Raw genomic sequence first — 25710 nt, 5'->3', positions numbered from 1 at the left:
ATGTGCGGTTCGAGATAGGCCACCGCGTTCTTCATGACCTCGGCGGACTGAAGCACGAACGGCAGCTGCATCTGCCCCGAACCGAACAGCTCACCGACCACCTTCATGCCGTCCAGCAGCGTCTCGTTGACGATTTCGAGGGCGGGACGGATCTGGAGTGCCTCGTCGAGATCGGCCTCCAGGCCGTTCTTCTCGCCGTCGATGATGCGGCGCTTGAGGCGCTCGTCGAGCGGCAGGGCGAGGAGTTCCTCGGCCTTGCCCGCCTTCATCGACTTCATGTTGACGCCCTCGAAGAGCTCCATGAGCCTCTGCAGGGGGTCGTAGCCCTCGCTGCGCCGGTCGTGGATCAGATCCAGCGCGACCTTGACCTGCTCCTCCTCCAGCCGGGCGATCGGCAGGATCTTGGACGCGTGCACGATGGCCGAGTCCAGACCGGCCTTGACACACTCGTCCAGGAACACGGAGTTCAGGACGACGCGGGCGGCCGGGTTCAGGCCGAAGGAGATGTTCGACAGGCCCAGCGTGGTCTGCACATCGGGGCGGCGCCGCTTCAGCTCGCGGATCGCCTCGATGGTGGCGATGCCGTCCTTACGGGACTCCTCCTGGCCGGTGCAGATCGTGAAGGTCAGCGTGTCGATGAGGATGTCGGACTCCAACACGCCCCAGTTGCCGGTCAGATCGTCGATGATCCGCTCGGCGATGGCGACCTTGTTCTCGACCGTACGGGCCTGGCCCTCCTCGTCGATGGTGAGCGCGATGAGCGCCGCTCCGTGCTCGACAGCGAGCTTGGTGACCTTGGCGAACCGCGACTCGGGACCGTCCCCGTCCTCGTAGTTCACGGAGTTGATGACGGCGCGGCCGCCGAGCTTCTCCAACCCGGCCCGGATGACGTCGACTTCGGTGGAGTCCAGCACGATCGGCAGAGTCGACGCGGTGGCGAAACGCCCCGCGAGCTCCTTCATGTCGGCGACGCCGTCACGCCCCACGTAGTCGACGCACAGGTCGAGCATGTGCGCGCCCTCACGGATCTGGTCCCGGGCCATCTCCACACAGTCGTCCCAGCGGCCGTCCAGCATGGCCTCACGGAACTTCTTCGACCCGTTGGCGTTCGTCCGCTCGCCGATGGCCATGTAGGCGGTGTCCTGGCGGAACGGCACGGTCTGGTAGAGCGATGCGGCGCCAGGCTCGGGGCGCGGCTCGCGCTCGGTCGGCGTCAGATCGCGTACACGCTCCACGACCTGGCGCAGATGCTCGGGCGTCGTACCGCAGCAGCCGCCGACCAGCGACAGACCGTATTCGCGTACGAACGTCTCCTGCGCGTCGGCGAGTTCGACCGCGGACAGGGGGTAGTGCGCACCGTTCTTCCCGAGCACCGGCAGGCCCGCGTTCGGCATGCAGGACAGCGGGATACGGGAGTGCCGGGCGAGGTAGCGCAGGTGCTCGCTCATCTCGGCCGGGCCGGTCGCACAGTTCAGCCCGATCATGTCGATGCCCAGCGGCTCCAGCGCGGTCAGTGCCGCGCCGATCTCCGAGCCCAGCAGCATCGTCCCCGTCGTCTCGACCGTCACCGAGCAGATGAGGGGGAGGTTGGTGCCCGTGGCTTCGAGCGCCCGGCGGGCGCCCAGGATCGAGGCCTTGGTCTGCAGCAGATCCTGGGTCGTCTCCACTAGGAGCGCATCCGCGCCGCCCGCGATCATGCCCTCGGCGTTCTGCTGATAGGCGTCGCGCAGCGTGACGTACGGGGCGTGGCCCAGGGTCGGCAGCTTGGTACCAGGCCCCATGGAACCCAGCACCCAGCGCTGCTGCCCGGTCGACGCGGTGAACTCGTCGGCGACCTCACGCGCGATCCGCGCTCCGGACTCGGACAGCTCGAAGACGCGGTCGGGAATGTCGTACTCACCCAGTGCGGCGAAGTTCGCGCCGAACGTGTTCGTCTCGACGCAGTCGACACCGACCTCGAAATAGGCCGAATGGACGGATCGGACGATGTCGGGGCGGGTCGCATTCAGGATTTCGTTGCAGCCTTCGAGGTTCTCGAAGTCCTCGAGCGTCGGGTCCTGCGCCTGGAGCATGGTGCCCATCGCGCCGTCGGCCACGACGACTCGCGTGGCGAGCGCCTCACGGAGGGCTTCGATTCGGGTCCGGCTGTCAGCGGAGGGGGTCGGCAACGAGGCCATGGATGTGCTCCCTGGGATGCGACGGCTGTCGGCTTTGCGTCTTCCGGTGGAAGGCGCACGGAGCCAGCCTAGCCGGGCGGTCGTCCGGGGGCGTGGCCGTCCCACGGGGCGGGACGGCATCATGTCTTCGCCGTAACCGATGGCTTTCGGCCACGAAGGATTCACGCCGCGGTGACCAAGGTCGGCATCGACCGATAGTGTTCAGCATTGTCGAACCGCAGTGGAGAAGGGCCAAGGCGATGGCGAAGAACATCCAGTCACTCGAGCGGGCAGCCGCGATGCTGCGACTGCTCGCAGGCGGGGAACGCCGGCTGGGCCTGTCGGACATCGCCTCCTCGCTGGATCTTGCCAAGGGCACCGCCCACGGCATTCTGCGCACGCTCCAGGCCGAAGGCTTCGTCGAACAGGACCCGGCATCCGGCCGCTACCAGCTGGGGGCCGAGCTGCTCAGGCTCGGCAACAGCTATCTGGACGTCCACGAGCTGCGCGCCCGCGCGCTGGTCTGGACGGACGACCTCGCGCGTTCCAGCGGCGAGAGCGTCCATCTCGGCGTGCTGCACCAGCAGGGCGTGCTCATCGTCCACCACGTCTTCAGGCCCGACGACAGCCGCCAGGTGCTGGAGGTGGGGGCCATGCAGCCACTGCACTCCACCGCCCTCGGCAAGGTGCTCTCGGCGTACGACCCGGTGGCGCACACCGAGGTCATGGAGGTGGAGCGCAAAGCCTTCACCTCGCGGACCGTGACCGGTGTGGAGGAGTTCGAGTCGGTGCTCGACCACACCCGCGCGCGGGGCTGGGCAGCCGATCTGGAGGAGACCTGGGAGGGCGTGGCCTCGGTTGCCGCCCCCATCCACGACCGGCGCCGGATGCCGGTCGGAGCAGTCGCCATAACGGGTGCGGTGGAGCGGGTCTGCAACGCCGGAGAACTGCGATCCGAGCTGGTCGCGGCGGTACGGGACTGCGCTCGCTCGGTCTCGCGCGACCTCGGCGCCGGGCGATTCTGACCGTCCTGGCACATCTTCGGATAACGATCCGGTTTTCGGCCACCCAACCCTTGACGTGCTGTTAACCCGGGGGCAAAACTTCCGTGCATCGGTCGGCATTGCCGAACACCTACCGGCAATACGCGCTAGGGTGTCGCAATGCCAAGGGCCGGCAACGCCCTCACCTGAGGGCACGAACCACCGGAGTGACCCGGGGTTCGCCTTCCCCTGGACGAAGGACAAAGGAGTCGCGGGTGTCCAGCTCCGACATCTTCATCGGCGAGATCATTGGTACCGCCGTTCTCATCCTGCTCGGCGGCGGCGTCGTCGCAGCAGTCGTACTCAAGCGCTCGAAGGCGCAGAACGCCGGCTTCCTGGCGATCACCTTCGGGTGGGGCTTCGCGGTGATGACCGCGGTCTACATGACGGGCACACTGTCCGGAGCCCACCTCAACCCGGCGGTCACCGTCGGCCTCGCCATCAAGGACGGTGACTGGAGCAAGGTTCCTGTCTACCTCGGCGGACAGCTGCTCGGCGCCATGATAGGTGCCACTCTGGTATGGATCGCGTACTACGGACAGTTCCAGGCCCACCTCACGGACCCGGAGATCACCGCCGCACCGGCGGACGATGCTGAGGTCGTGAACCCCAAGGCCGGCCCCGTGCTCGGCGTCTTCTCCACCGGCCCCGAGGTCCGCGTGGTGTGGCAGAACCTGGCCACCGAGATCATCGGCACCACCGTGCTCGTGCTCGCGATTCTGACGTACGGCCTCAACGACAGCGGCAAGGGCCTCGGCACCATCGGCGCGCTGATCGTGGCCTTCGCCGTCGTCGGCATCGGCCTCTCGCTCGGCGGCCCGACCGGCTACGCCATCAACCCCGCCCGCGACCTGGGCCCGCGCATCGTGCACGCCCTGCTGCCGCTGCCCAACAAGGGCGGTTCGGACTGGGGCTACGCCTGGATCCCCGTCGTCGGCCCGCTGATCGGTGGAGCCCTCGCAGCGGGCATCTACAACATCGCGTTCGCCTAAGCCCCCTCCCAGACCAGAGCAGGAGCAAACTGTGACCGACGCACACACCGCCGGCCCGTTCATCGCGGCCATCGACCAGGGCACCACCTCCAGCCGCTGCATCGTCTTCGACACGGACGGCCGGATCGTCTCCGTCGACCAGAAGGAGCACGAGCAGATCTTCCCGAAGCCGGGCTGGGTGGAGCACAACGCCGCCGAGATCTGGACGAACGTCCAGGAAGTGGTGGAGGGCGCCATCAACAAGGCGGGCATCACCTCCGCCGATGTCAAGGCGATCGGCATCACCAACCAGCGCGAGACCACCGTGCTGTGGGACAAGAACACCGGTGAGCCCGTACACAACGCGCTCGTCTGGCAGGACACCCGCACCGACGCGCTGTGCAAGGAACTCGGCCGCAACGTCGGCCAGGACCGCTTCCGCCGCGAGACGGGCCTTCCCCTCGCGTCGTACTTCTCCGGACCGAAGGTCCGCTGGCTGCTCGACAACGTCGAGGGCCTGCGTGAGCGCGCCGAGCGCGGCGAGATCCTCTTCGGCACCATGGACTCCTGGGTCATCTGGAACCTGACCGGCGGAGTCGACGGCGGTGTTCACGTCACCGACGTCACCAACGCCTCCCGCACCATGCTGATGAACCTGCACACCATGGAGTGGGACGACAAGATCCTCCAGTCGATGGAGGTACCGGCCGAGGTGCTGCCGGAGATCCGTTCCTCCGCCGAGGTGTACGGCACCGCCAAGGGCGGCGCCCTGGACGGCATCCCGGTCGCCTCCGCGCTCGGTGACCAGCAGGCGGCCCTGTTCGGCCAGACCTGTTTCGCCGAGGGCGAGGCCAAGTCGACGTACGGCACCGGCACCTTCCTGCTGATGAACACCGGCGACCAGCCGATCAACAGCTACAACGGTCTGATCACCACCGTCGGCTACCAAATCGGTGACCAGAAGCCGGTGTACGCCCTCGAGGGTTCGATCGCCGTCACCGGCTCGCTGGTGCAGTGGATGCGCGACCAGATGGGCCTGATCAGCACCGCCGCCGAGATCGAGACTCTCGCGCTGAGCGTCGAGGACAACGGCGGCGCCTACTTCGTACCGGCCTTCTCCGGCCTGTTCGCCCCGTACTGGCGCTCCGACGCCCGCGGTGTGATCGCCGGTCTGACCCGCTATGTCACCAAGGCGCACATTGCGCGCGCCGTTCTCGAGGCCACCGCCTGGCAGACCCGCGAGATCACCGACGCCATGACGAAGGACTCCGGCGTCGAGCTGACCGCGCTCAAGGTCGACGGCGGCATGACCTCCAACAATCTGCTGATGCAGACCCTCTCGGACTTCCTGGACGCACCGGTGGTGCGCCCGATGGTGGCCGAGACGACCTGCCTCGGCGCGGCCTACGCCGCCGGCCTCGCCGTCGGCTACTGGCCGGACACCGACACGCTCCGCGCCAACTGGCGCCGGGCCGCCGAATGGACACCTCGCCTGGACGCCGACAAGCGCGACAGCGAGTACAAGAGCTGGCTCAAGGCCGTCGAGCGGACCATGGGCTGGATCGAGGACGAGGAGTAAATCGAGATGACCACCCTGCAGAGCGTCCCCGCCCTGGGGACGCACCCGGCCTCCGGCTCTCACCCGAGCCGCGCCGAGACTCGGGAGCAGCTTTCCAAGGCGACATACGATCTCCTGGTGATCGGTGGCGGCATCCTGGGCATCTCCACCGCCTGGCATGCGGCGCAGTCCGGGCTGCGGGTGGCTCTGGTGGACGCCGGCGACTTCGCCGGCGCCACCTCCTCCGCCTCCTCCAAGCTGCTCCACGGCGGCCTGCGCTATTTGCAGACCGGCGCGGTGAAGCTGGTCGCGGAGAACCACTTCGAGCGGCGTGCGGTCTCCCGTCAGGTGGCACCGCACCTCGCCAACCCCCTGACCTTCTATCTGCCCGTCTACAAGGGCGGCCCGCACGGCGCGGCGAAGCTCGGCGCGGGCGTCTTCGCCTACTCCGCACTCTCCGCGTTCGGCGACGGCGTCGGCCATGTGATCAGCGCGGCCAAGGCGCAGCGTGACGTTCCGGAGCTGCGTACCGAGAACCTGAAGGCCGTTGCCGTGTACGGCGACGACCAGATGAACGACTCCCGGATGGCGCTGATGACGGTGCGCGCGGCCGTCGAGTCGGGTGCCACCGTGCTCAACCACGCCGAGGTCACCGGGCTGCGCTTCATCAAGGGCCGGGTGACGGGCGCGGAGCTCAAGGACCGCACGGACGGCACCGAGTTCGGTGTCAGCGCGCGTCTCGTGCTCAACGCCACCGGCCCGTGGGTCGACCACCTGCGGAAGATGGAGGACCCGAACGCGGCTCCCTCCATCCGGCTCTCCAAGGGTGCGCACCTGGTGCTCAAGCGCACCGCGCCGTGGAAGGCCGCGCTGGCGACCCCGATAGACAAGTACCGCATCACCTTCGCCCTCCCCTGGGAGGACATGCTGCTGCTCGGCACGACCGACGAGGAGTACGAGGGCGACCCGGCGGATGTCGCGGTCAACGACAAGGACATCACGCAGATCCTGGACGAGGCCGCGTTCTCCATCCGCGACCAGCAGCTGTCCCGCGATCTGATCACGTACTCCTTCGCGGGACTGCGTGTGCTGCCCGGCGGCCCCGGCGACACCTCCAAGGCGAAGCGCGAGACGGTCGTCACCGAGGGCACCGGCGGCATGCTGTCGGTCGCCGGCGGCAAGTGGACGACCTTCCGCCACATCGGCCGTACGGTGATGAACAAGCTGGCCTCCCTGCCCGGACAGCCGCTGGCCGAGGACATGGAGCCGATCTCGCGGCTGCCGAAGAAGCTCCCGCTGCCCGGTATCTCCAACCCGAACGCGGTCGCGCACCGGCTGCTGGTGGACGGCGGGACCCCGGGCCCGCGGATGGCCGCGGACACCGCACGCCACCTGGCCACGCACTACGGCTCGCTCTCCTTCGACATCGCGCGGATCGCCAACGACGACCCGGCGCTGGGTGAGCGGATCCACCCGGACGCTCCCGAGATCTGGGCGCAGGTCGTGTACGCACGCGACCACGAGTGGGCCGAGACGGCGGACGACGTGCTGCGCCGCCGTACGACGCTGACGATCCGGGGTCTCGCGACGGACGAGATCCGCGGCAAGGTCGAGGATCTGCTCGGCAAGAAGGCGTAGCAGCGGGGTACTCGTAACGGGGTACCGGTAAGGGGCGGTCGCCATGGCGGCCGCCCCTTACTCATGCCATACGGCTGCCATACTCCGGCAACAACCCGCGGAGAGAGTTGAAGCATGAAGTTTCAATTGCTCTCCCTCATCAGCCACTCCCCTCATCCGCTGACCGGTGAACTCCCTTCGGCCGCCGACCGGTTCGAAGAGGTGCTCGCGGTCGGCGAAGCCGCCGAGCGGCTGGGGTACGACGCGTACGCCGTCGGCGAGCGCCACGCGGGCGCGTTCCTCTCCTCAAGCCCCAGCGTGGTGCTGGGCGCGCTCGCCGCCCGTACGACAAGGATCAAGCTCCTCACCGGCGTCACGGTCGTGGCGATCCTCGACCCGGTGCGGGTCGCCGAGGACTACGCGACGCTCGACCAGATCTCCCGCGGCCGGATCGAGCTGGTCGTGGGCAAGGGGGCGGAGGCCGGGCACTTCGATCTCTTCGGACTCGACGAGGAACGGCAATGGGATCTGCAGAAGGAGAAGTACGAGCTGCTGCGCAGGCTGTGGAGCGAGGAGAGCGTCGACTGGGAGGGCGAGTTCCGCCCGCCGCTGCGGCAGGTGACGACGGTGCCACGCCCTTACGCCGGTGTGCCGCGGATCTGGCACGGCTCGGCCACCAGCCTCAACTCCCCGGAGCTGGCCGCGAAGCACGGGGATCCGCTCTTCACCGCCAACGCGATCCAGCCGCGTGAGGCGTACGCGAGGCTGATCGCCCGCTACCGCGAGCGCTTCGCGGCGTACGGCCACGATCCGTCCCGCGCCCATGTGGCCGCCGGCTCGGGCGGTCTGCTCATCGCGGACACCGCCGAGCAGGCGGTGACCCGCTACAAGGACGGGTACGAGGCGCGGGTGCGGCAGACCTTCAAGCCACACCTGGAGGGCAGGGCGGGCTACAACACCCCCTTCCGCACCATCGAGGACGCCATGGCGGACGGGCCCCAGCTGATCGGCTCTCCGCAGCAGATCATCGACAAGATCCTCGGCTACCACGAGGTGTACCGGCACGATCTGCAGTCGATCACGGTGGACGGTTTCGGCCTCGAGCGGGCGGAACAGATCGAAACGCTTCAGCGATTTTCCGAGGAGATCGCCCCAATCGTACGGAAGGAGGCTCCGACCACGCTCTGGGACGCATAATGGGGGCCGATACATCGGATGTCTGGAGGTCGCCCATGGCTGTCACCGACGAGGCCATCGAGAAGATCAAGGGAATGATCGTCTCGGGTGCGCTGCGCCCCGGCGACCGCCTCCCGAAGGAGAGCGAACTCGCCGCGGAGCTGGGCCTGTCCCGCAATTCTCTGCGCGAGGCGGTGCGCGCGCTGTCGCTGATCCGCATCCTCGACGTGCGGCAGGGCGACGGCACGTATGTCACCAGCCTGGACCCGCAGTTGCTGCTCGAGGCCCTGAGCTTCGTGGTGGACTTCCACCGGGACGACACGGTGCTCGAGTTCCTGGCCGTACGCCGCATTCTGGAGCCGGCCGCCACCGCGATGGCCGCGAGCCGGATCAGCGAGAGCGAACTGGATGTGCTGAGCGCCCAGTTGGACGCGCTCGGCCCGCAGCCCTCGGTGGAGGAGCTGGTCGCCACCGACCTCGAGTTCCACCGCGGCATCGTGCAGTCCTCGGGCAACTCCGTGCTCTGCTCACTGCTGGACGGCCTCTCCGGGCCGACCACCCGGGCCCGGGTCTGGCGCGGCCTGACCCAGGAGGACGCGATCAGCCGCACGCTGCATGAGCACCGGGCGATCCTGTCGGCACTGCGGGACGGGGATGCGGAGGCGGCGAGGTCGTGGGCGACGGTGCATATCGCAAGCGTGGAGCAGTGGCTGAGGTCCACGCTGTAGCGGGGGCTCCGCCCCCGAACCCGCCCCTACGCCCTGCGGGCGTGGGGGGGGACCCCCAGCGCCTCAATCGCCGGCGAGGCTGGATTGTGCGGCCCAGCGTTTCGGGGTGGGGGTACCTCCCACGGCCGCCAAGCCGTAGGGGGAAGGCGGGGTGGAGAACAGGCCCTAGTCCTGCCTCTCTCCGCTCGCGAACCGCGAGATCACCAGCGCCACAATAATGATCGCTCCGTTCAGGAACTGGTTCCACAGCGCCGGCACCCCACCCAACGTCATCACATTGACGACCAGCTGGAGCGTCAGCACCCCCGTCAGCGCACCGAACAGCGTGCCCCGCCCGCCCTTCAAACCAATGCCACCGATCACCGCCGCCGCGAACACCTGGAAGATCCAGCCGTTCCCCTGCGTCGCCGCGACCGAGCCGTAGTGGCCCGTGTAGAGGACGCCCGCGAACGCCGCCAGCAGACCACCGATCGCCAGCACGATCCAGGTGATCCGGTCGACCCGGACACCAGCCGCCCGTGCCGCCTCCGGGTTGCCGCCGATCGCGTACAGCGCCCGCCCGTGCCTCAGATACGCCAGCGCCGCGCCGCCGAGAGCGAACAGCGTCAGACAGATCCACACCGCGGCCGGCGCGCCGAGCCAGTCGGTCTTGCCGAGGTAGCGGAAGGACTCCGGGACATCGGTGATCGACTTGCCCTCGGTGATGCCGATGTGGAGACCGCGGAGCATGGTCAGCATGCCGAGCGTGGCGATGAAGCCGTTGACGCGCAGCTTCAGCATGAGAAAGCCGTTGATCGCGCCGATCGCCATGCCGACCAGCAGGCAGACCGGTATCGCCGTCCAGACCGGCAGCAGTTCAAGCCCGGCGAACCGGCCCCCGGAGCTCGGCAGCACCAGCCACATCGCGATGACCGGCGCGATGCCGATCGTCGACTCCAGCGACAGGTCCATCCGGCCGCAGATCAGGATCAGCGCCTGTCCGAGCACCAGCAGGCTCAGCTCGGAGGACTGCTGGACCACACTGATCAGATTGTTGGAGGTGAGGAAGACCGGCGAGACGATGAAGCCGATCACCATCAGCACCAGGATCACCGGCACAAGCGAGAAGTCGCTCCACCGGATCAGCCGCAACCTGCCGCGCGGGCTGTCGTTCGTGGTCGCGTCGGCCGTCAGGGGCCGTATCGTCCCGGTCATTCCCGCTCCCCCACACCTTCCATGGCGGCGACCAGTTCCCGGTCGGTCCACCCGCTCCCGAACGTCGCGACGACCCGCCCGTGGAAAAGGGCGAGCACCCGGTCGCAGACCCGCAGATCGTCCAGCTCGTCCGAGATGATCACGGCCGCGCTGCCCTCGTCGGCCACCCGTCGTACGACCGAGAGCAGCGAGTCCTTGGACTTCACGTCCACGCCCGCGGTGGGCCGCAGAGCCACCAGCGCGCTCGGCCGGCGAGCCAGCGCGCGGGCGACCACGACTTTCTGCTGATTGCCGCCGGAGAGAGAAGAGACGGGCTGCTCGGGCCCCTGCGTCTTGATGTCGAGCGACGAGATCATTGAATGGGCGAATTCCCTGGTACGAGACGGCAGTACGGTCCCCCAGGGGCCGAGCTGGTCGGTGACCGTCAGGGTCGCGTTCTCGGCGACGCTGCGCTCCACGACCAGGCCCTGGCGGTGGCGGTCCTCGGGGATGTAGCCGATGCCGGCGTCGAGGGCGTGCGGAACGCTGCCGGGCTTCACCTCCCGGCCGCGTACGGTGATCCGACCCGCGCTCGCCCTGCGCATGCCGACCAGGGTCTCGCCGAGTGCGGTGTTGCCGCTGGCCGTCGCCCCTGCCAGACCCAGCACCTCGCCGGGACGCACCTCCAGGTCGAGCGGCTCGAACTGGCCCTCCATCGCCAGCCCTTCGGTGCGCAGTACGGGCTCCGCGTCCCGGACCAGTCCCATGGGCGCGTGCCAGGTCGAGGGGCCGCCGGTGGACTCGCCGGTCATCGCGGCGACCAAGGCGTCCTTGGAGAGTTCGGCGACGGGCGCGGTGACGACGTGGCGGGCGTCGCGGTAGACGGTGACGGCGGTGCACAGTTCGTACACCTCTTGCAGATGGTGGGAGATGAACAGGAACGCCACTTGCCGGCTCTGCAGTTCGCGCAGCTTGGTGAAGAGCCGCTGGATACCACGGGCGTCCAACTGAGCGGTGGGCTCGTCGAGGATGATCAGCCGTGCCCCGAAGGAGAGGGCGCGCGCTATTTCGACGAACTGCCGCTGTTCGACGGCGAGATCCTTCGCCCGGGCACCGGGGTCGACACTCACTCCGTACCCGGCCAGCAGTTCCTCGGCGCGCTGCCGCAGCCGCCGCCAGCTGATGAGCCGGCTGCCCGTCTCGAAACGGTTCAGGAAGAGGTTCTCGGCGACGGTCAGATCGGGGACCACCATCGACTTCTGGTAGACGCAGGCGACCTTGGACTGCCAGGCCGAGGTGTCCCCGAAGGCGGGTGCGGGCTCGCCGCTGAAGGTCACCGTGCCCGCGTCCGGCTTGTGCAGTCCGGTGAGGACGCTGACGAGGGTCGACTTGCCTGCGCCGTTGCGCCCGACGAGTGCGTGCGACTCACCGGGCGCGACGGTCAGCCGGACACCGTCGAGCGCCACGGTCGGACCGAAGCGCTTGACGATTCCTTCCGCCTGGACGGCGGCGGGTGTGGCCTGGTGCGCCATGGCTAGCTCTTCTTCTCCAGCTGGTTGGCCCACAGCTTCGGGTCGTCCACGTTCTCCTTGGTCACCAGCGGCGCGGGCAACTGGTCCTCGAACCCGCCCGGGATCTTGATGATGGTGGAGTCGTGGTCGGTCGCGCCCTCCTTGAAGGTCTTTCCGTCCAGGGCGGCCCTGGCGTAGAACAGCGCGTACTTGGCGTACAGGTCGGCGGGCTGGGAGACCGTGGCGTCGATCTTCCCTGCCTTGATGGCGTCCAGCTCCTCCGGGATGCCGTCGTTGGAGATGATCGTGATGTGGCCGGGGGCGCCGGGGGCCACGAGCCGCTTCTTCTGCTCAAGAAGAGCGAGGGTGGGCTGCAGGAAGACACCACCGGCCTGCATATAGATGCCGTTGATGTCCGGGTGGGCGGCGAGCGTGGACTGGAGCTTGGCGGAGGCGACGTCGCCCTTCCAGTCGGTGGCCAGCTCGAAGACCGTGATGCCGGGGAAGTTCTTGTCCATGCAGGACTTGAAGGCTTCGGAGCGGTCGCGGCCGTTGATGGAGGAAAGGTCGCCCTGGAACTCCACGACCTTGCCCTTGCCCTTCAGCTGTCCGCCGAGGTATGTGCACGCCTTCTCGCCGTACGCCCGGTTGTCGGCGCGGACCACCATGTAGACCTCGCCCTTGTCGGGACGGGTGTCGACGCTGACGACCGGGATCTTCTTCTCCGACAGGCTCTGCAGCGACTCGGCTATCGCCCCGGTGTCCTGCGGGGCCATGACGACGGCCTTGGCGCCCTGGTCGGTGAAGGTCTGGACGTTGGCGACCAGCTTTCCGATGTCGTTCTGCGAGTTGGTCAGGGACAGCGCGTCGACCTCGCCGCCCTTGACGCCCTTTTCTATGTACTGCTGGTACGAGTTCCAGAAGTCGCTGTCGCTGCGCGGCAGATCGATGCCCACCTTGCCACCGCCGGACCCGCTGTCCGATGCCCGGTTGCAGCCCGCGAGGGCTGTTGCGGCCAGCAGCGCTGCGCAGGCCGCGGCACTTGTCGTACGCACTCTCATTGTCCCGTCCTTCGGTGGGTGTCGGCTCTCAAGTGGCGGGGCGCAGGCGCAGGCCCTGCATTCCGCCGTCGACCGCGAGTGCCGTTCCCGTGACGGCGGCTGCGGCGGGGCTGGCGAGATACACGATGGCCGCGGCGACCTCGTCCGCAGCGACCAGCCGTCCGGTGGGCTGACGGGCCGCCAGGGCGGCACGTTCGGCCGCGGGGTCGTCGGCCTGGTCGAGCAGGCGTCCGATCCACGGAGTGTCTGCGGTACCGGGGTTGACACAGTTGACGCGGATGCCCTCGCGTACGTGGTCGGCGGCCATGGCGAGGGTGAGGGAGAGGACCGCGCCCTTGCTGGCGCTGTAGAGGGCGCGCTGGGGCAGTCCGGCGGTGGCGGCGATGGAGCAGGTCTGGGTGAGGGAGACGTGGCCCGGGCGTTCGGCGGCCGCCCGGCGCAGGTGCGGCAGGGCGTGCCGGGCGACGCGCACCATGCCGAGGACGTTGATGTCGAGTACGCGCCGCCACTCCTCGTCGGCGTTGTCGGCGACGGTGCCGATCGCCCCGACTCCGGCGTTGCAGACGACGGTGTGCAGAGCGCCGAACTCCGCCGCGGCCCGCTCCACGGCGGCGTGCACGGCCGCGTCGTCGGTGACATCGGCCTTGATCGCGAGGGTGCCGTCGGGTGCTCCCGCACTCTCGCGGTCGAGTACGGCGACCCGGGCACCCCGGCTGAGCAGCAGCGCCGCCGTAGCGGCCCCGATGCCCGAGGCGCCGCCCGTTACCAGGGCGGACAGCCCCTCGAAGTCCCTTGGCTGCGTCATGAGTTGACCTCCTCGGTGGTACGGCGGGCCTGCCAGAGGGGACCTTGCGGATAGCGATGGGCGGCGAGCGAATCCGGCAGCATGCGGGCCGAGAAGCCGGGGGCGCGCGGGGCGACATAGCGCCCGGACTCGATGACCGCCGGGTCGGCGAAGTGCTCGTGGAGGTGGTCGACGTACTCGATGACCCGGTCCTCCCAGCTCCCGGAGACGGCGACGTAGTCGAACATGGCGAGATGCTGGACGAGCTCGCACAGTCCTACCCCGCCGGCGTGCGGGCAGACCGGGACGCCGTACTTGGCGGCGAGCAGCAGGATGGCGATGTTCTCGTTGACGCCCGCGACACGGGCGGCGTCGATCTGGACGAAGTCGACCGCCCCCGCCTGGAGCAGCTGCTTGAACACCACGCGGTTGGCGACGTGTTCGCCGGTGGCGACCTTGACCGGCTGGCCCGCGCGTACGGCGGCGTGGCCGAGGATGTCGTCGGGGCTGGTGGGCTCCTCGATCCAGTGCGGCTCGTAGGGGGCGAGCGCCGCCATCCAGCGCACCGCGTCGGGGACGTCCCAGCGCTGGTTGGCATCCACGGCGATGCGTACGGAGGGTCCGACGGCGGCGCGGGCGAGCTTCATGCGACGGATGTCGTCGTCGATGTCCCCGCCGACCTTGAGCTTGATCTGATGGAAGCCGTCGGCGACGGCCTGCTTGGCCAGCCTGACGAGCTTCTCGTCGGAGTAGCCGAGCCAGCCGGGCGATGTGGTGTAGGCGGGGTAGCCCTGCGCCCGCAGTCTCCGCGCCCGTTCGGCCCGGCCGGGTTCGGCCCTGCGCAAAATGGCCAGGGCCTCCTCGCGGGTGAGGACGTCGGTGAGATAGCGGAAGTCGACGAGCGAGACGAGGTCCACGGAACTCATCGAGGCGAGGAATTCCCACACGGGTTGTCCGGCGTGCTTCGCCGCCAGGTCCCAGGCGGCATTGACGACCGCGCCGGCCGCCATGTGCATCACGCCCTTCTCCGGGCCGAGCCAGCGCAGCTGCGAGTCATGGGTGAGGTCGTGGTGGAGGGCGGCGAGATCGGCTGCCGCATGAGGGGCCGGGCGCCCGATGACGAAGGGACGCAGCGCCTCGATGGCGGCGGCGGTGACATCGTTGCCGCGCCCGATGGTGAAGCAGAAGCCATGTCCCTCGGCTCCGTCGCTCGCGCGTATCACCACATAGGCGGCGGAGTAGTCGGGGTCCGGGTTCATGGCGTCCGAGCCGTCGAGCTGTTCCGAGGTGGGGAAGCGGATGTCATGAACCTCGAACTCGGTGACGGTCTGACTCATGCACGCACCCCCGGGAAGAACATCGGACCTCTCGCGGTCATCCGATGTATAGCGCCGTTCGAGCGACAGCGTCCAGGGTCGGGACGAAACTTCTCCTGCACAGCTCGGATGAATCGAAGGCCGAGTGCGGGGTTCTCCGACGTATGCCCTATCGCGCGGAAGTTCACCCGGCCGTGCAAGGGGGCTGCGGCCGGGCGCCTGGTAAGCCGTAAGGTTGGGGCGTAGACAAGGGAACTTCGGAAGGAGGCACTGGGTGATCGAGCTCGAGGGGGTTCCCGAGCTGATCGACCCGGTCATGGTGGCCGCGTTCGAGGGCTGGAACGACGCCGGCGACGCCGCCTCCACCGCGGTCGCACACCTGGACCGGGAATGGAAGGGGGAGGTGTTCGCGGCGCTCGACGCCGAGGACTACTACGACTTCCAGGTCAACCGGCCCACGGTGTGGCTGGACGGCGGGGTACGGAAGATCACCTGGCCCACCACCCGGCTCTCCGTGGTCCGCATCGGCGGCGACAAGCCGCGCGACCTGGTGCTGGTGCGCGGCATCGAGCCGTCCATGCGCTGGCGCTCGTTCTGCAACGAGATTCTGGGCTTCGCCCATGAACTGGGCGTGGAAATGGTGGTGATCCTGGGCGCACTGCTCGGCGACACGCCACACACCCGGCCGGTTCCGGTCAGCGGGATCACCTCCGACCCGGATCTGGCACGGACCATGGATCTGGAGGAGACCAGATACGAGGGGCCCACCGGGATCGTCGGCATCCTCCAGGAGGCGTGCACGCACGCGGGTGTGCCTGCCGTGAGCCTGTGGGCCGCGGTGCCGCACTATGTGTCCCAGCCGCCCAATCCGAAGGCGACGCTGGCGCTGCTCAACCGCCTCGAGGACCTGATCGGCCTGCGCATTCCGCTGGGCGAACTGCCCGAGGACGCCCGGGCGTGGCAGCTCGGCGTGGATCAACTGGCCGCCGAGGACAGTGAAGTGGCGGAGTACGTCCAGACGCTGGAGGAGGCGCGGGACACCGCTGAGCTTCCCGAGGCCTCGGGCGAGGCCATCGCCCGCGAGTTCGAACGGTATCTGCGGCGGCGGGACGGCGGTCCCGGCCATGCGACGGAGAGCGGCGACGGGGGCTCGTATCTGCGCGACACGTCCAGCGGACGTTCCAGGCCGCCGATGCCGCCACGCCCGGATCCGGACGCGGACACCGGGGCCGAGACCGAGACCGACGACGAAGATTCGTCGGACGACTGAGGTGCGAGTGTGCGGAGCGGGGCGGCCTCCGATGGGCGCCGCCCCGCTCCGGCTCAGCGCTTGACCTGATCCACCGCGACCGCGTCGTACGTCGTGTCGGGTGTCGGCTCCACATCGAAACGCGCATTGGGCAGATAGATCCGGTCGCCCCAGGCGGCAGCCGTCGTGGGGATCTTGAAGCGCTCCGGATCGGTGATGCGCGCGATCGCCGCGCCACGGGTGCCCGACTCATTGAGACGCAGCACATCGATGGCGTTCTGCGCCTGCTGTACGACATAGAGGGTGCGCCCCAGCAGCAACAGGCCGTCGCCGTTGGGAAGTCTGGTGTCGCCGATGTCGACGCGGCGTGCCACTCCGGTGCGCGGGTCGACGCGCATCAGTCCGCCGCCGCCGACCACCGTATTGACCAGGAGCAGAGCGCTGCCGTCGGGTGTGCGCTCGATGCCGTTGGCCGTGAAGCTCGGGCCCTGCTGCCAGTCGCCCGTCAGCGGGACGGTCGTCACCTCGTCGCCCGGCTCGTCGTGCCGGCCGAGCGGGAGCCGGTAGGCCTGCGGTTTGAAGGAATCGGTGAACCAGGCGGCACCCGGCGTAAGGATCACATCGTTGACCATCGTGCCGTCCGAACCGACGGTGAAGGTCTTCAGCAGCTTCCCCGAACGGGCATCGGCGACCCGGATCTCCCGGCTCACCCCTCCGCTCAGAAACAGCAGCCGCTCGCGCCGGTCGATTTTGAGTCCGACGACGGGGTGCCCCGCCCCGGGGCCGTGGCTGATGACGCGTCCGGTGCCGGTGGCCAGGCTCGCCCGGTAGACATCGCCGTTGGCGAGCGAACCGAAGTAGGCGTACGGACTTGTCCCGATGGCGATGCCCTCGGGCTGGAAGCCGTTCGGCAGGGGGAATTGCCCGGGCCAGCTCTGCCCGGTGGATTCGGCCGCCTGGGCGACCCCGCTTAAAGGGGCGAGGAAAGCCGCGCCACCGAGGGCCGCGACCGCACCAAGTACTTCTCGACGTGCGAAGGAGCGTTGCATTGTGCGTCCTTCCGGCAAGTGTTCTGCAGACGCTTTCACCTCAACACATGCCAGGTGACTCCGCAGTCTTTGGCCGAATTACGTGGTGACATCTCCTTCAAGACGAATTGCACGGGGTTCCCAATTACCTTGCGTTTCAAACGTATTTCACGTAAGCGGGGTGGACGTGCGGTCCGGACGGGAGCAGGGTGGCCACCACGGCACGACACGGAGCACGCACCCGAAGGGAGCGGTCGTAGCGATGACCGATCAGGCACTCCCGGGACGGGGCCCAGGAACTGCGGGCCCCGGACCCGACGGAGCTGGATTCACCTATCGAGGAGCCGAGCCGGAGCTGATCGTCGTCGCACGGGCCGAGGCCCGGCTGCGCGCCGGCACAGAAGGCGTACGATCCGCCTCCGGCACGGACCTCTCCGCCCTGAACATGTTCCTCAGCGACGAACAGCTCACTCTGGAGCCGGTGTTCGGCAATGAGGAGCGAACCCGGTCGGCCCTGCCCTCGCAGCCCCCGGGACCGGCCGGCGGCCGGGGCGCGATGCCGGACCTCTCGCTCTTCTACCGGGTACGGGGCGGTGGGGACCGCACCCAGGAGCTGACCGCCCGTCTGGCGGCCCTTCCCGAGATCGAGACGGCGTACGTCAAGCCCGGCGCCGTGCCGGCCCGCGCGCCGCAGGGCGCACTGCCGGACGAGGTCAAGCGGCTGAAGGAGGGCGCGCCCGCGACCCCCGACTACACAGGCCGCCAGGGCTATCTGCTGCCCGCGCCCGAAGGCGTGGACGCGTACTGGTCCTGGCAGCGGCCGGGCGGCTCGGGGCAGGGGATCACCGTCGTCGACGTCGAGGGCGCCTGGCAGTTGGGCCACGAGGACCTGGCGGACAAGCTCGCCGGCATCGTCGTGGGCAACCCGGTCCAGGACATCGCCTGGCGCAACCACGGCACGGCGGTCCTCGGTGTCATCGGCGGCGACCGGGACGAGAAGGGGATCACCGGGATCGCGCCCGAGGCGGTGACCGCGGCAGCGTCGTTCCAGGGCATCGGGTCCGCCGCGGCCATCCACGCCGCGGCCGAACGGCTCTCGCCCGGCGACATCCTGCTGGTCGAACTCCACCGGCCGGGACCGCGGTTCGACTACGAGAGCCGAGACGACCAGCGCGGCTACATCGCGCTCGAGTGGTGGCCGGACGACTGCGCCGCGATCCGCTGGGCGACCGGAAAGGGCGTCCTGGTGGTGGAGGCCGCGGGCAACGGCGGCGAGAGCCTGGACGACGCGGTGTACGAACGCAGGCCCGACGAGTTCCCCGAGTGGTGGCGCAACCCCTTCAACCCGTCGAACCAGTCCTCCGGCGCGATCCTCGTCGGAGCGGGCGCTCCCCCGCCCGGGACGCACGGCCGCGACCACGGTCCCGACCGCTCACGGCTGGCGTTCTCCAACTACGGGGCACGGATGGATGCCCAGGGCTGGGGCCGCGAGGTCACCACCACCGGCGGGTTCTGGGACCGGGCCGGTGATCTGCAGGGCGGCGCCGAGGAGATCGCCTGGTACACGGACACCTTCTCGGGCACCTCATCGGCGTCGCCGGTGGTCGTCGGCGCGCTGGCCTGCCTGCAGGGCATCCTCAAGGCCGGCCGGCTCGCGCCGATGAACCCCGAGCAGGCACGCGACGTGCTGCGCAGGACCGGTTCGCCGCAGCAGGACGCGCCGGGCCGGCCCGCCTCGCAGCGGATCGGCAACCGCCCGGACATCAAGGCGGCCGTCACCCGGCTGGTGCCGTCCTCGGTCGGCTCCGGCCAGGCGGAGCGCTACTGGGACGAACTGATGCCCTACCCCCGTGAACTTCCGCCGCGCCTGAGGCTGTTCGTGGCCGGTGCGTGGCGCAACCTGAACCACCCCGCCCCCGAAATCCGCCAGGCGGTCCACGCCGCCTTCGCGGGGGGACGGCCGGACGTTCGCGTCTGGTACTCGGACGACGAGGTCGTGGGCCTGGTCGTCGCCGGATGAATCGACAGGGAAGGTGAACATCGCATGAGCACCACCCCGCAGATGAACCCCAGCTCCATGGGCCAGCAGTACGGACAGCAGCAGCACGCGCAGCAGTACGGGCAGCAGCAGCACGGGCAGCAGGGCGCGGGCACCACCGCCCCGCCCTCACAGGGGCAGCAGGCCCAGTACCCGATGGCGCAGCAGCTGCAGCAGCTCGGCCAGCAGCAGCCCTACCAGCAGCTGCTCCAGCAGTTGGGCGGCCAGCAGCAACAGCAGGCCGGTCTCCCGCTGGTGCTGCCGAGTACCGTCGACGCCCAAGCGATCGTCAGCGGCATCGCCACCAAGTACTGGGACGTGGTGACGCCGTTCCCCGGCCAGCCGTCGATCCTCTACCTGTTCATCAACAACAACTGGCGTCAGCTGGTCAACCCGAACCAGGTCACGCATGACGAGGTCCAGGAGGCGTTCGCCTACGGGCACCAGGTCATCGGCTGGTACGACGACACCAACAACGCGATCCAGGCGGTCGTGGTGAACAAGCAGTAGCGGCAACTCCCGCACAGGGGGCGCCGGGTGGGCCTACGCCCGCCCGGCGCCCCTCTTGTGCTCTTCGGATCGGGCTACAGGGCCACGCCCAGCAGGGCGTCGACAGCACGCGAGACAAGGCCGGGCGCACCCTCGTCCGTACCCCCGTCGGACTGCTGGAGTGCGGCCCAGCGGTCGACGGCGGCAAGGGCGGCGGGGGCGTCGAGGTCGTTGGCGAGGGCGTCGCGGATCTCCTCGACCAGGGCGTCGGCGGACGGCCCGTCGGGCCGGGAGACGGCCGCACGCCAGTGCCCGACGCGCTCGACGGCGTCCTGGAGCACCTGGTCGGTCCACTCCCAGTCGGCACGGTAGTGGTGCGAGAGGAGGGCCAGCCGTATCGCGGCGGGGTCGACCCCGTCGCGGCGCAGCTTCGACACAAAGACGAGGTTGCCCTTGGACTTGGACATCTTCTCGCCGTTCAGCGCGACCATGCCGGCGTGGACGTACGCCTTCGCGAAGGGGTACTCGCCGGTGAGCGCCTGGGCGTGCGATGCGCCCATCTCGTGGTGCGGGAAAGCGAGATCGGACCCGCCGCCCTGCACATCGAAGCCCATCCCCAGATGATCCAGGGCGATGGCCACGCACTCGATGTGCCAGCCGGGCCGCCCGCGCCCGAGGCTGCCGCCGTCCCAACTCGGCTCGCCCTCGCGGGCGGCCATCCAGAGCATCGGGTCGAGCGGATTCTTCTTGCCCGCACGGTCGGGGTCGCCGCCGCGCTCGGCGGAGAGCGCCCGCATGACCTCGGTGTCGTAGTTGGACACCTCACCGAAGTGCGGATCGGCCTCCACGGAAAAGTACACATCGCCTTCGAGCTCGTACGCGGCGCCCGCGTCCCGCAGCCGCTCGACGAGCGGCACGATGCCGGGTATCGCCTCGACGGCACCGATGTAGTGCTGCGGCGGGAGCATCCGCAGGGCGGTCATGTCCTCGCGGAAGAGCGCGGTCTCGCGCTCGGCGAGCTCGGTCCAGTCGTGCCCGTCACGGATCGCGCGCTCCAGGAGCGGGTCGTCGACGTCCGTGACGTTCTGGACGTAGTGAACCTGCCGCTTGGTGTCGAGCCACACGCGCTGAACGAGGTCGAACGCGTTGTAGGTCGCCGCGTGACCCATGTGGGTCGCGTCGTACGGCGTTATGCCGCAGACGTAGATACGGGCGACGGGACCGGGGTCGAGGGTCACAGGACCACCGGTCGAGGTGTCGTGGATCCGGAGGTCGCGGCCCTTGCCAGGCAGGGCGGGGACCTCAGAAGCGGGCCAGGCATGCATGCCATGAGCCTAACCGGACGCACGTTCCGCATACGAACCGGATCCCGCCGCGTGGCTGGTTTGGCACCCTTGCGAATTGACGCCGCGCGTGCTTGAGCTGCTGCGGGCCAGTTGCCGCCCTGGCTGACCCGCGTCTTCCTCCAGGGGGCCCGGGGGGGCTCGCCCCCGGTTCGGGATGGGGGCACCACTCACACCGGTGGCCAGGGAATCGCCGGCCACTCCCCCGACGGCACCGGATGCCGCCCCGTCCCTCTCAGCACCTCCACCCGCTCCCGCACCGCCTCCACCTCCGCCGGTGTCAGCAGCTCCGCCAGACGGGTGGCCAGCGGCTCGCCCTCCTCCAGCGCGGCCGACAGTTCGGCCAGCGTCGACAGCTCCGACGGCGGCAGCGGCTCCCCGGCCCACCCCCACAGCAGCGTCCGCAGCTTGTCGTCCACGTTGAACGTGACCCCGTGGTCGATCGCGTACAGATGGCCCTCCGTCGTCGGCAGCAGATGCCCGCCCTTCCGGTCACCGTTGTTGATCACCGCGTCGAGCACCGCCAGCCGCCGCAGCCGCGGGTCGTCCGCGTGCACCAGCAGCGCCGTACGCCCCTCGTCCACCTCCGCGAAGCCGACCGCCTTCCAGCCGTCGCCCGGCTCCTCGTCCTCGACGAGTGCGAGCAGCGACGCCGACGGGTCCGCCTCGATCCAGAGCTGGACCATGCCCTTGCCGTAGGGCCCGTCCCGCAGGACCGTCGGCGGCACCAGACCCCACCCCGTCGCCTCGGAGAGCTCGTACGCCGCGACCTCCCGCTGCGCGAGTGTCCCTTCCGGGAAGTCCCACAGCGGCCGCTCTCCGGCGACCGGCTTGTACACGCACGTGGCCTCTTCGCCCTCGTACGAGACCGAGCAGTACAGCACGGCGTTGGACGCCTCACGGACCCGCCCGCGCACGGTGAGCTCGCCCTCGGCGAGGAGGTCCAGCGCCGTCAGGCTCCGCGGCGGTATCCGTTCTGGCGCGGGCATACATGTCCTTCCGGATCGAGCGGCAGGCTGCACAGCGGGCACGGCGGCCGGCCGGCGTTCACCACGTCCAGCGCGCGCTTGGCAAAGGCCCTGGCCTGCGCCCCGCTCAGCCGGACGCGCAGCATCGGCGGGCCGTTCTCCTCGTCCTGGAGCAGCCGCTCCTCGGCCTCCGCGAGGTCCTCCTCGGAGTCCGCGTCCAGCTCCACCAGTGCCTGGGCCTCGACGATCATGCGCTGTTCCTCGCCGTCCCACGCCAGCGCCATCGTGCCGACCCGGAACTCCTCCTCGACCGGAGCGTCCAGCGGCGCGGTGTCCGCGACATCGGCGGGCGCCATGGCCGGCACCGGCGCGTTGCCCCCGGTACGGCGTACGACCTCGTCCAGCAGCTCGTCGATCCGCTCGGCGAGCGCGGCGACCTGGGTCTTCTCCAGGGCCACACTGGTGACGCGCCCTGCGGCCGAAGCCTGCAGGAAGAACGTACGGCGGCCAGGCAGCCCGACCGTACCGGCCACGAAACGGTCCGGTGGGTCGTACAGGAACACCTGACGGGACACGTTCTGTCTCCCTCGGGATCTCGGGGTCGGTCGGTCTCGACTGCTCAGGACTGCTGCTCAGGACTGCTGACGACTGCTGAAGGACTATTGAGGACTGCTGAACGACGGCTGCGTACGGTTATCGAGCGGGCATACGGGTTTTCGGCCCGTCCACCCTACTGCGCGGAGCGATCACGGGGCGCCCGCGCCGCCCCCGACGACCCCGGCACCGCCACCGTCGTTTCCACGCGGCGCCAGCGAGCCGAAGTCCCCGGTGTCGCCGAGGCGCAGAAGAAACGGACGCGTACGGGTGTAACGGATGGCGGTCACGGAACACGGCTCCACATGAATCCGCTGGAAGAGGTCGAGATGCATGCCGAGTGCGTCCGCCACCAACGACTTGATGATGTCGCCGTGCGAGCACATCACAAATGCCGCGTCCTCGCCGTGCGCGGCATCGACGCGCGCGTTCCAGTCCCGTACGGCATCGACCGCGCGCGCCTGCATCGCCCGCATCGATTCGCCGCCGGGGAACGCCGCCGACGACGGGTGCTGCTGCACCACCTCCATCAGCGGCTCGTCGGCGAGCTCCTTGAGCTTGCGCCCGGCCCAGTCGCCGTAGTGGCACTCACCGATCCGCTCGTCCGTCTTGAGCTCCAGCCCCGGCCGGGCGTCCAGCAGCGGCTGCAGGGTCTGCACACAGCGCTCCAGCGGGCTGCTGACCGCCGCGGCGAGCGGCACATCGGCGAGGCGCTGGGGCAGCGCGGCCGCCTGCGCGGCGCCGCGCTCGTCGAGAAAGACGCCCGGCGTCCAGCCGGCGAGCACCCCTGCGGTGTTGGCGGTGGAGCGTCCGTGACGTACGAGGATCAGCGTGGCCATGCGGATCAGCCTAGGCGGACACGCGCCCAGGGGTGCGCCGGGGCAGGGCAGAGGGGAGAATACGCGCCGTGATCGTGGATTGCGCCATCTATCGGGACGGGCGCCGCACCGAAGGCCCCGCCGACTTCTCCGACGCCCTCGACGAGGCTCGGGCGAGCGGCGACGCCTTCCTCTGGATAGGCGTGTACGAACCGACGGAGAAGGAGTTCGACCTCGTCAGGAGCGAATTCGGCCTGCATCCGCTGGCCGTCGAGGACGCGCTCACCGCCCATCAGCGCCCGAAGCTGGAGGTGTACGACGACTCGCTCTTCATGGTCCTCAAGCCGGTGGTGTACGAGCAGGAGTCGGACACCGTCACCACCGGCGAGCTGATGGTCTTCATAGGCGATTCGTTCGTGGTGACGGTCCGGCACGGGGAGGGCTCGCCGCTCGCCGCCGTACGCCGTCGGCTCGAAGCCGAGCCCGAGGTGCTCAAGCACGGCCCGACGGCGGTTCTCTACGCCATCAGCGACGCGGTCGTCGACCACTACATTGATGTCGCCGCGGAGCTCCAGGTGGACCTGGAGGAGATGGAGACCGAGGTCTTCGCGCCCAGCAGCAGCGTCTCCAAGAACACCGCGGCGCGTATCTACACCTTCAAGCGGCAGGTGCTGGAGTTCCGCCGCGCCGCGGGTCCACTGGCCGGGCCGGTGGCCCGGCTGGCCAGCATGGGTGTGCCGTTCGTCCATGAGCACTCGCAGCCGTTCTTCCGGGACGTGAACGACCATCTGACCCGGGCGAACGAACAGGTGGAGGGCTTGGACCGGCTGCTCTCGGACGTCCTGTCCGCCCATCTCGCGCAGATGGGCGTGCGGCAGAACGACGACATGCGCAAAATCTCGGCGTGGGCGGCCATGGCCGCCGTCCCCACGATGGTCGCGGGCATCTACGGCATGAACTTCGACCACATGCCGGAGCTGCGGTGGGTGTGGGCGTATCCGGCCGTGCTGCTGCTGATGAGCGGCGCGGTCTACGGCCTGTTCCGGCTCTTCAAGCGCCGCGGCTGGCTGTAGGTGCCGTCCTGATCAGAAGGCGGACCCGGCCCTCGTCAGAAGGCGTGCGCGGCGGTGGCGGGTCCGTCGAGGGCGCCTCGGCGCATCGGCATCTCCAGAGTGACCATCCGGTGCCAGCCGCCGAGGCGTTCGTACCCGTACATGCCGTGGATGCCCGCGGTGAGCGCGGCGGACTTGGCCTTGTGCCAGTGCAGCAGGCGTCCCATGTGGCTCATCACCGCGAGGCTCACATCGCGGTAGATCCTGATCTCGGCGAGCGCGCTCTCGCGCAGGACGCGCTGGATCGTACGGCCGTGTCCGGCGGCGGCGAGGCGCAGCAACTCCTCGTGGCAGTAGGCCAGATGGTTGCCCTCGTCGCTGCAGATCATCCTGATGGCCCTGCCCAGTTCGGGGTGGTCGCCGAAGTACCTCACCAGCATGTCCATCTGGTCGGCGGCCCGCTGCTCGGTGACCCTGCTGTGCGAGAGATAGACGACGATGTCCTGCTCGGTCAGCGGCTCGTCGCGGCGCAGCTTCTCGTGGGTGAGTCCGATGTTCTCCTTCTCCAGGAGCATCGTGTAGTCGGTCTCGGGCGGTACGGGGACGGGCTCGAGCTCGCGCTTCTTGAGCAGCGCGTTGAAGAGCCGGCCGTGCTTGTCCTCGTCGGCGCCGTGCCGGGTGATCTTGGGAGCGAGTTCACGCATGCTCTCGGGCACGAGGGCGGCGATTCGGCCGTTCTCCCAGCCGCCCTGGGTCTCGCCGCTGGCGGCGATGGAGCAGAAGAGCTGAAAGGCTTCGTCGCTGTCGACGATTTCCTGGAAGAGACTCCGGGCCGAGAGCATCACTGCCACCTCCATGAAGAAGTCCGCAAAACGAGTCAAATGCGGTATGGGAGGCGAGGCAACAGGTAAGTGGCGCAACTCCGCCGAACGGAGGACAGCGGCACACGACGAGAAGCAGTAACCCGGGCGGGCTGTCAGGCGTTGTGCTCTATGACGGCCGTGGCGGGGAAGACCCCCGAGCCCCCACCACGGCCG

At 69.1% G+C, this 25710-nt stretch carries 22 protein-coding genes; 10 read left to right on the top strand and 12 right to left on the bottom strand.

All coding sequences use genetic code 11. From position 1 onward, the window contains the following. On the bottom strand, nt 1-2177 hold a 2177-nt coding region (locus ACI2LP_RS28640), incomplete at its 3' end, for a homocysteine S-methyltransferase family protein (RefSeq protein ID WP_404727405.1). Between the two features lie 239 nt (nt 2178-2416). Here ACI2LP_RS28640 and ACI2LP_RS28635 point away from each other — a divergent pair. From ACI2LP_RS28635 to ACI2LP_RS28610, 6 genes are all read left to right on the top strand, one after another. Then, nucleotides 2417-3181 (top strand): IclR family transcriptional regulator, encoded by a 765-nt coding sequence (locus tag ACI2LP_RS28635; RefSeq protein WP_404727404.1) that lies wholly within the window; start codon nt 2417-2419, stop codon nt 3179-3181. Between the two features lie 233 nt (nt 3182-3414). After that, complete coding sequence (locus ACI2LP_RS28630; RefSeq protein ID WP_404727403.1) at nt 3415-4191, top strand: MIP/aquaporin family protein; 777 nt, start codon at nt 3415-3417, stop codon at nt 4189-4191. A 31-nt stretch (nt 4192-4222) separates the two neighbouring features. Continuing rightward, entirely contained in the window at nt 4223-5749 is a 1527-nt protein-coding gene (gene glpK, locus ACI2LP_RS28625) for a glycerol kinase GlpK (protein ID WP_404727402.1), read from the top strand. Nucleotides 5750-5755: 6 nt separating this feature from the next. Beyond that, nucleotides 5756-7366, top strand: coding sequence for an FAD-dependent oxidoreductase (locus ACI2LP_RS28620; protein ID WP_404727401.1), 1611 nt, complete (start codon nt 5756-5758; stop codon nt 7364-7366). Between the two features lie 114 nt (nt 7367-7480). After that, nucleotides 7481-8542: an LLM class flavin-dependent oxidoreductase gene (locus tag ACI2LP_RS28615; RefSeq protein ID WP_404727400.1), complete on the top strand. Its 1062-nt coding sequence runs from the start codon at nt 7481-7483 to the stop codon at nt 8540-8542. A gap of 35 nt (nt 8543-8577) precedes the next feature. Then, on the top strand, nt 8578-9249 hold the full coding sequence (locus ACI2LP_RS28610; protein ID WP_404727399.1) for a FadR/GntR family transcriptional regulator: 672 nt from the start codon (nt 8578-8580) through the stop codon (nt 9247-9249). Between the two features lie 165 nt (nt 9250-9414). Here the strand turns inward: ACI2LP_RS28610 and ACI2LP_RS28605 are convergent, their stop codons facing one another. Genes ACI2LP_RS28605 through ACI2LP_RS28585 form a run of 5 tightly spaced genes read right to left on the bottom strand, consistent with a single transcriptional unit; the run spans nt 9415 to nt 15115 of the window. After that, nucleotides 9415-10443: an ABC transporter permease gene (locus tag ACI2LP_RS28605; protein WP_404727398.1), complete on the bottom strand. Its 1029-nt coding sequence runs from the start codon at nt 10441-10443 to the stop codon at nt 9415-9417. Further along, nucleotides 10440-11954 (bottom strand): sugar ABC transporter ATP-binding protein, encoded by a 1515-nt coding sequence (locus tag ACI2LP_RS28600; protein ID WP_404727397.1) that lies wholly within the window; start codon nt 11952-11954, stop codon nt 10440-10442. Before ACI2LP_RS28600 ends, ACI2LP_RS28605 begins: the two co-directional genes overlap by 4 nt. A 2-nt stretch (nt 11955-11956) precedes the next feature. After that, entirely contained in the window at nt 11957-12994 is a 1038-nt protein-coding gene (locus tag ACI2LP_RS28595) for a sugar ABC transporter substrate-binding protein (RefSeq protein ID WP_404727396.1), read from the bottom strand. A gap of 28 nt (nt 12995-13022) precedes the next feature. Then, nucleotides 13023-13799, bottom strand: a complete 777-nt coding sequence (locus tag ACI2LP_RS28590; RefSeq protein ID WP_404727395.1) for an SDR family NAD(P)-dependent oxidoreductase — start codon at nt 13797-13799, stop codon at nt 13023-13025. Continuing rightward, nucleotides 13796-15115, bottom strand: a complete 1320-nt coding sequence (locus ACI2LP_RS28585) for an enolase C-terminal domain-like protein (RefSeq protein ID WP_404727394.1) — start codon at nt 15113-15115, stop codon at nt 13796-13798. The genes ACI2LP_RS28590 and ACI2LP_RS28585 overlap by 4 nt, the downstream gene beginning before the upstream one ends. 253 nt (nt 15116-15368) lie before the next feature. On the opposite strand from ACI2LP_RS28585, the gene ACI2LP_RS28580 reads away from it, so the two are divergent. Continuing rightward, on the top strand, nt 15369-16364 hold the full coding sequence (locus ACI2LP_RS28580) for a PAC2 family protein (RefSeq protein WP_404727393.1): 996 nt from the start codon (nt 15369-15371) through the stop codon (nt 16362-16364). Nucleotides 16365-16417: 53 nt separating this feature from the next. Here the strand turns inward: ACI2LP_RS28580 and ACI2LP_RS28575 are convergent, their stop codons facing one another. Further along, entirely contained in the window at nt 16418-17392 is a 975-nt protein-coding gene (locus ACI2LP_RS28575) for an SMP-30/gluconolactonase/LRE family protein (RefSeq protein ID WP_404727392.1), read from the bottom strand. Between the two features lie 241 nt (nt 17393-17633). Here ACI2LP_RS28575 and ACI2LP_RS28570 point away from each other — a divergent pair, with 241 nt between their 5' ends. Both ACI2LP_RS28570 and ACI2LP_RS28565 read left to right on the top strand, forming a co-directional pair. Further along, on the top strand, nt 17634-19391 hold the full coding sequence (locus ACI2LP_RS28570; RefSeq protein ID WP_404727391.1) for a S8 family peptidase: 1758 nt from the start codon (nt 17634-17636) through the stop codon (nt 19389-19391). Between the two features lie 24 nt (nt 19392-19415). Continuing rightward, complete coding sequence (locus tag ACI2LP_RS28565; protein WP_404727390.1) at nt 19416-19919, top strand: hypothetical protein; 504 nt, start codon at nt 19416-19418, stop codon at nt 19917-19919. A gap of 74 nt (nt 19920-19993) precedes the next feature. Here ACI2LP_RS28565 and mshC read toward each other — a convergent pair whose 3' ends face one another. From mshC to ACI2LP_RS28545, 4 genes are all read right to left on the bottom strand, one after another. Further along, nucleotides 19994-21223, bottom strand: a complete 1230-nt coding sequence (gene mshC / locus ACI2LP_RS28560) for a cysteine--1-D-myo-inosityl 2-amino-2-deoxy-alpha-D-glucopyranoside ligase (RefSeq protein WP_404727389.1) — start codon at nt 21221-21223, stop codon at nt 19994-19996. Nucleotides 21224-21411: 188 nt separating this feature from the next. Further along, on the bottom strand, nt 21412-22230 hold the full coding sequence (locus ACI2LP_RS28555) for an SCO1664 family protein (RefSeq protein WP_404727388.1): 819 nt from the start codon (nt 22228-22230) through the stop codon (nt 21412-21414). Continuing rightward, entirely contained in the window at nt 22194-22784 is a 591-nt protein-coding gene (locus ACI2LP_RS28550; protein ID WP_360884971.1) for a DUF3090 domain-containing protein, read from the bottom strand. The genes ACI2LP_RS28555 and ACI2LP_RS28550 overlap by 37 nt, the downstream gene beginning before the upstream one ends. Before the next feature lie 171 nt (nt 22785-22955). Further along, nucleotides 22956-23642 (bottom strand): histidine phosphatase family protein, encoded by a 687-nt coding sequence (locus ACI2LP_RS28545; protein ID WP_404727387.1) that lies wholly within the window; start codon nt 23640-23642, stop codon nt 22956-22958. Nucleotides 23643-23701: 59 nt separating this feature from the next. On the opposite strand from ACI2LP_RS28545, the gene corA reads away from it, so the two are divergent. Next, complete coding sequence (gene corA / locus ACI2LP_RS28540; protein WP_404727423.1) at nt 23702-24694, top strand: magnesium/cobalt transporter CorA; 993 nt, start codon at nt 23702-23704, stop codon at nt 24692-24694. A gap of 35 nt (nt 24695-24729) precedes the next feature. Here the strand turns inward: corA and ACI2LP_RS28535 are convergent, their stop codons facing one another. Next, nucleotides 24730-25515, bottom strand: a complete 786-nt coding sequence (locus ACI2LP_RS28535; protein ID WP_404727422.1) for a ferritin-like domain-containing protein — start codon at nt 25513-25515, stop codon at nt 24730-24732. Between the last annotated feature and the right edge of the window lie 195 nt (nt 25516-25710).

This window comes from Streptomyces sp. NPDC019890 (assembly GCF_044903445.1).
Classification (GTDB): domain Bacteria; phylum Actinomycetota; class Actinomycetes; order Streptomycetales; family Streptomycetaceae; genus Streptomyces.
Note: the sequence above shows the minus strand (reverse complement) of the source record. Positions and strands in the feature narration are given on the sequence as shown.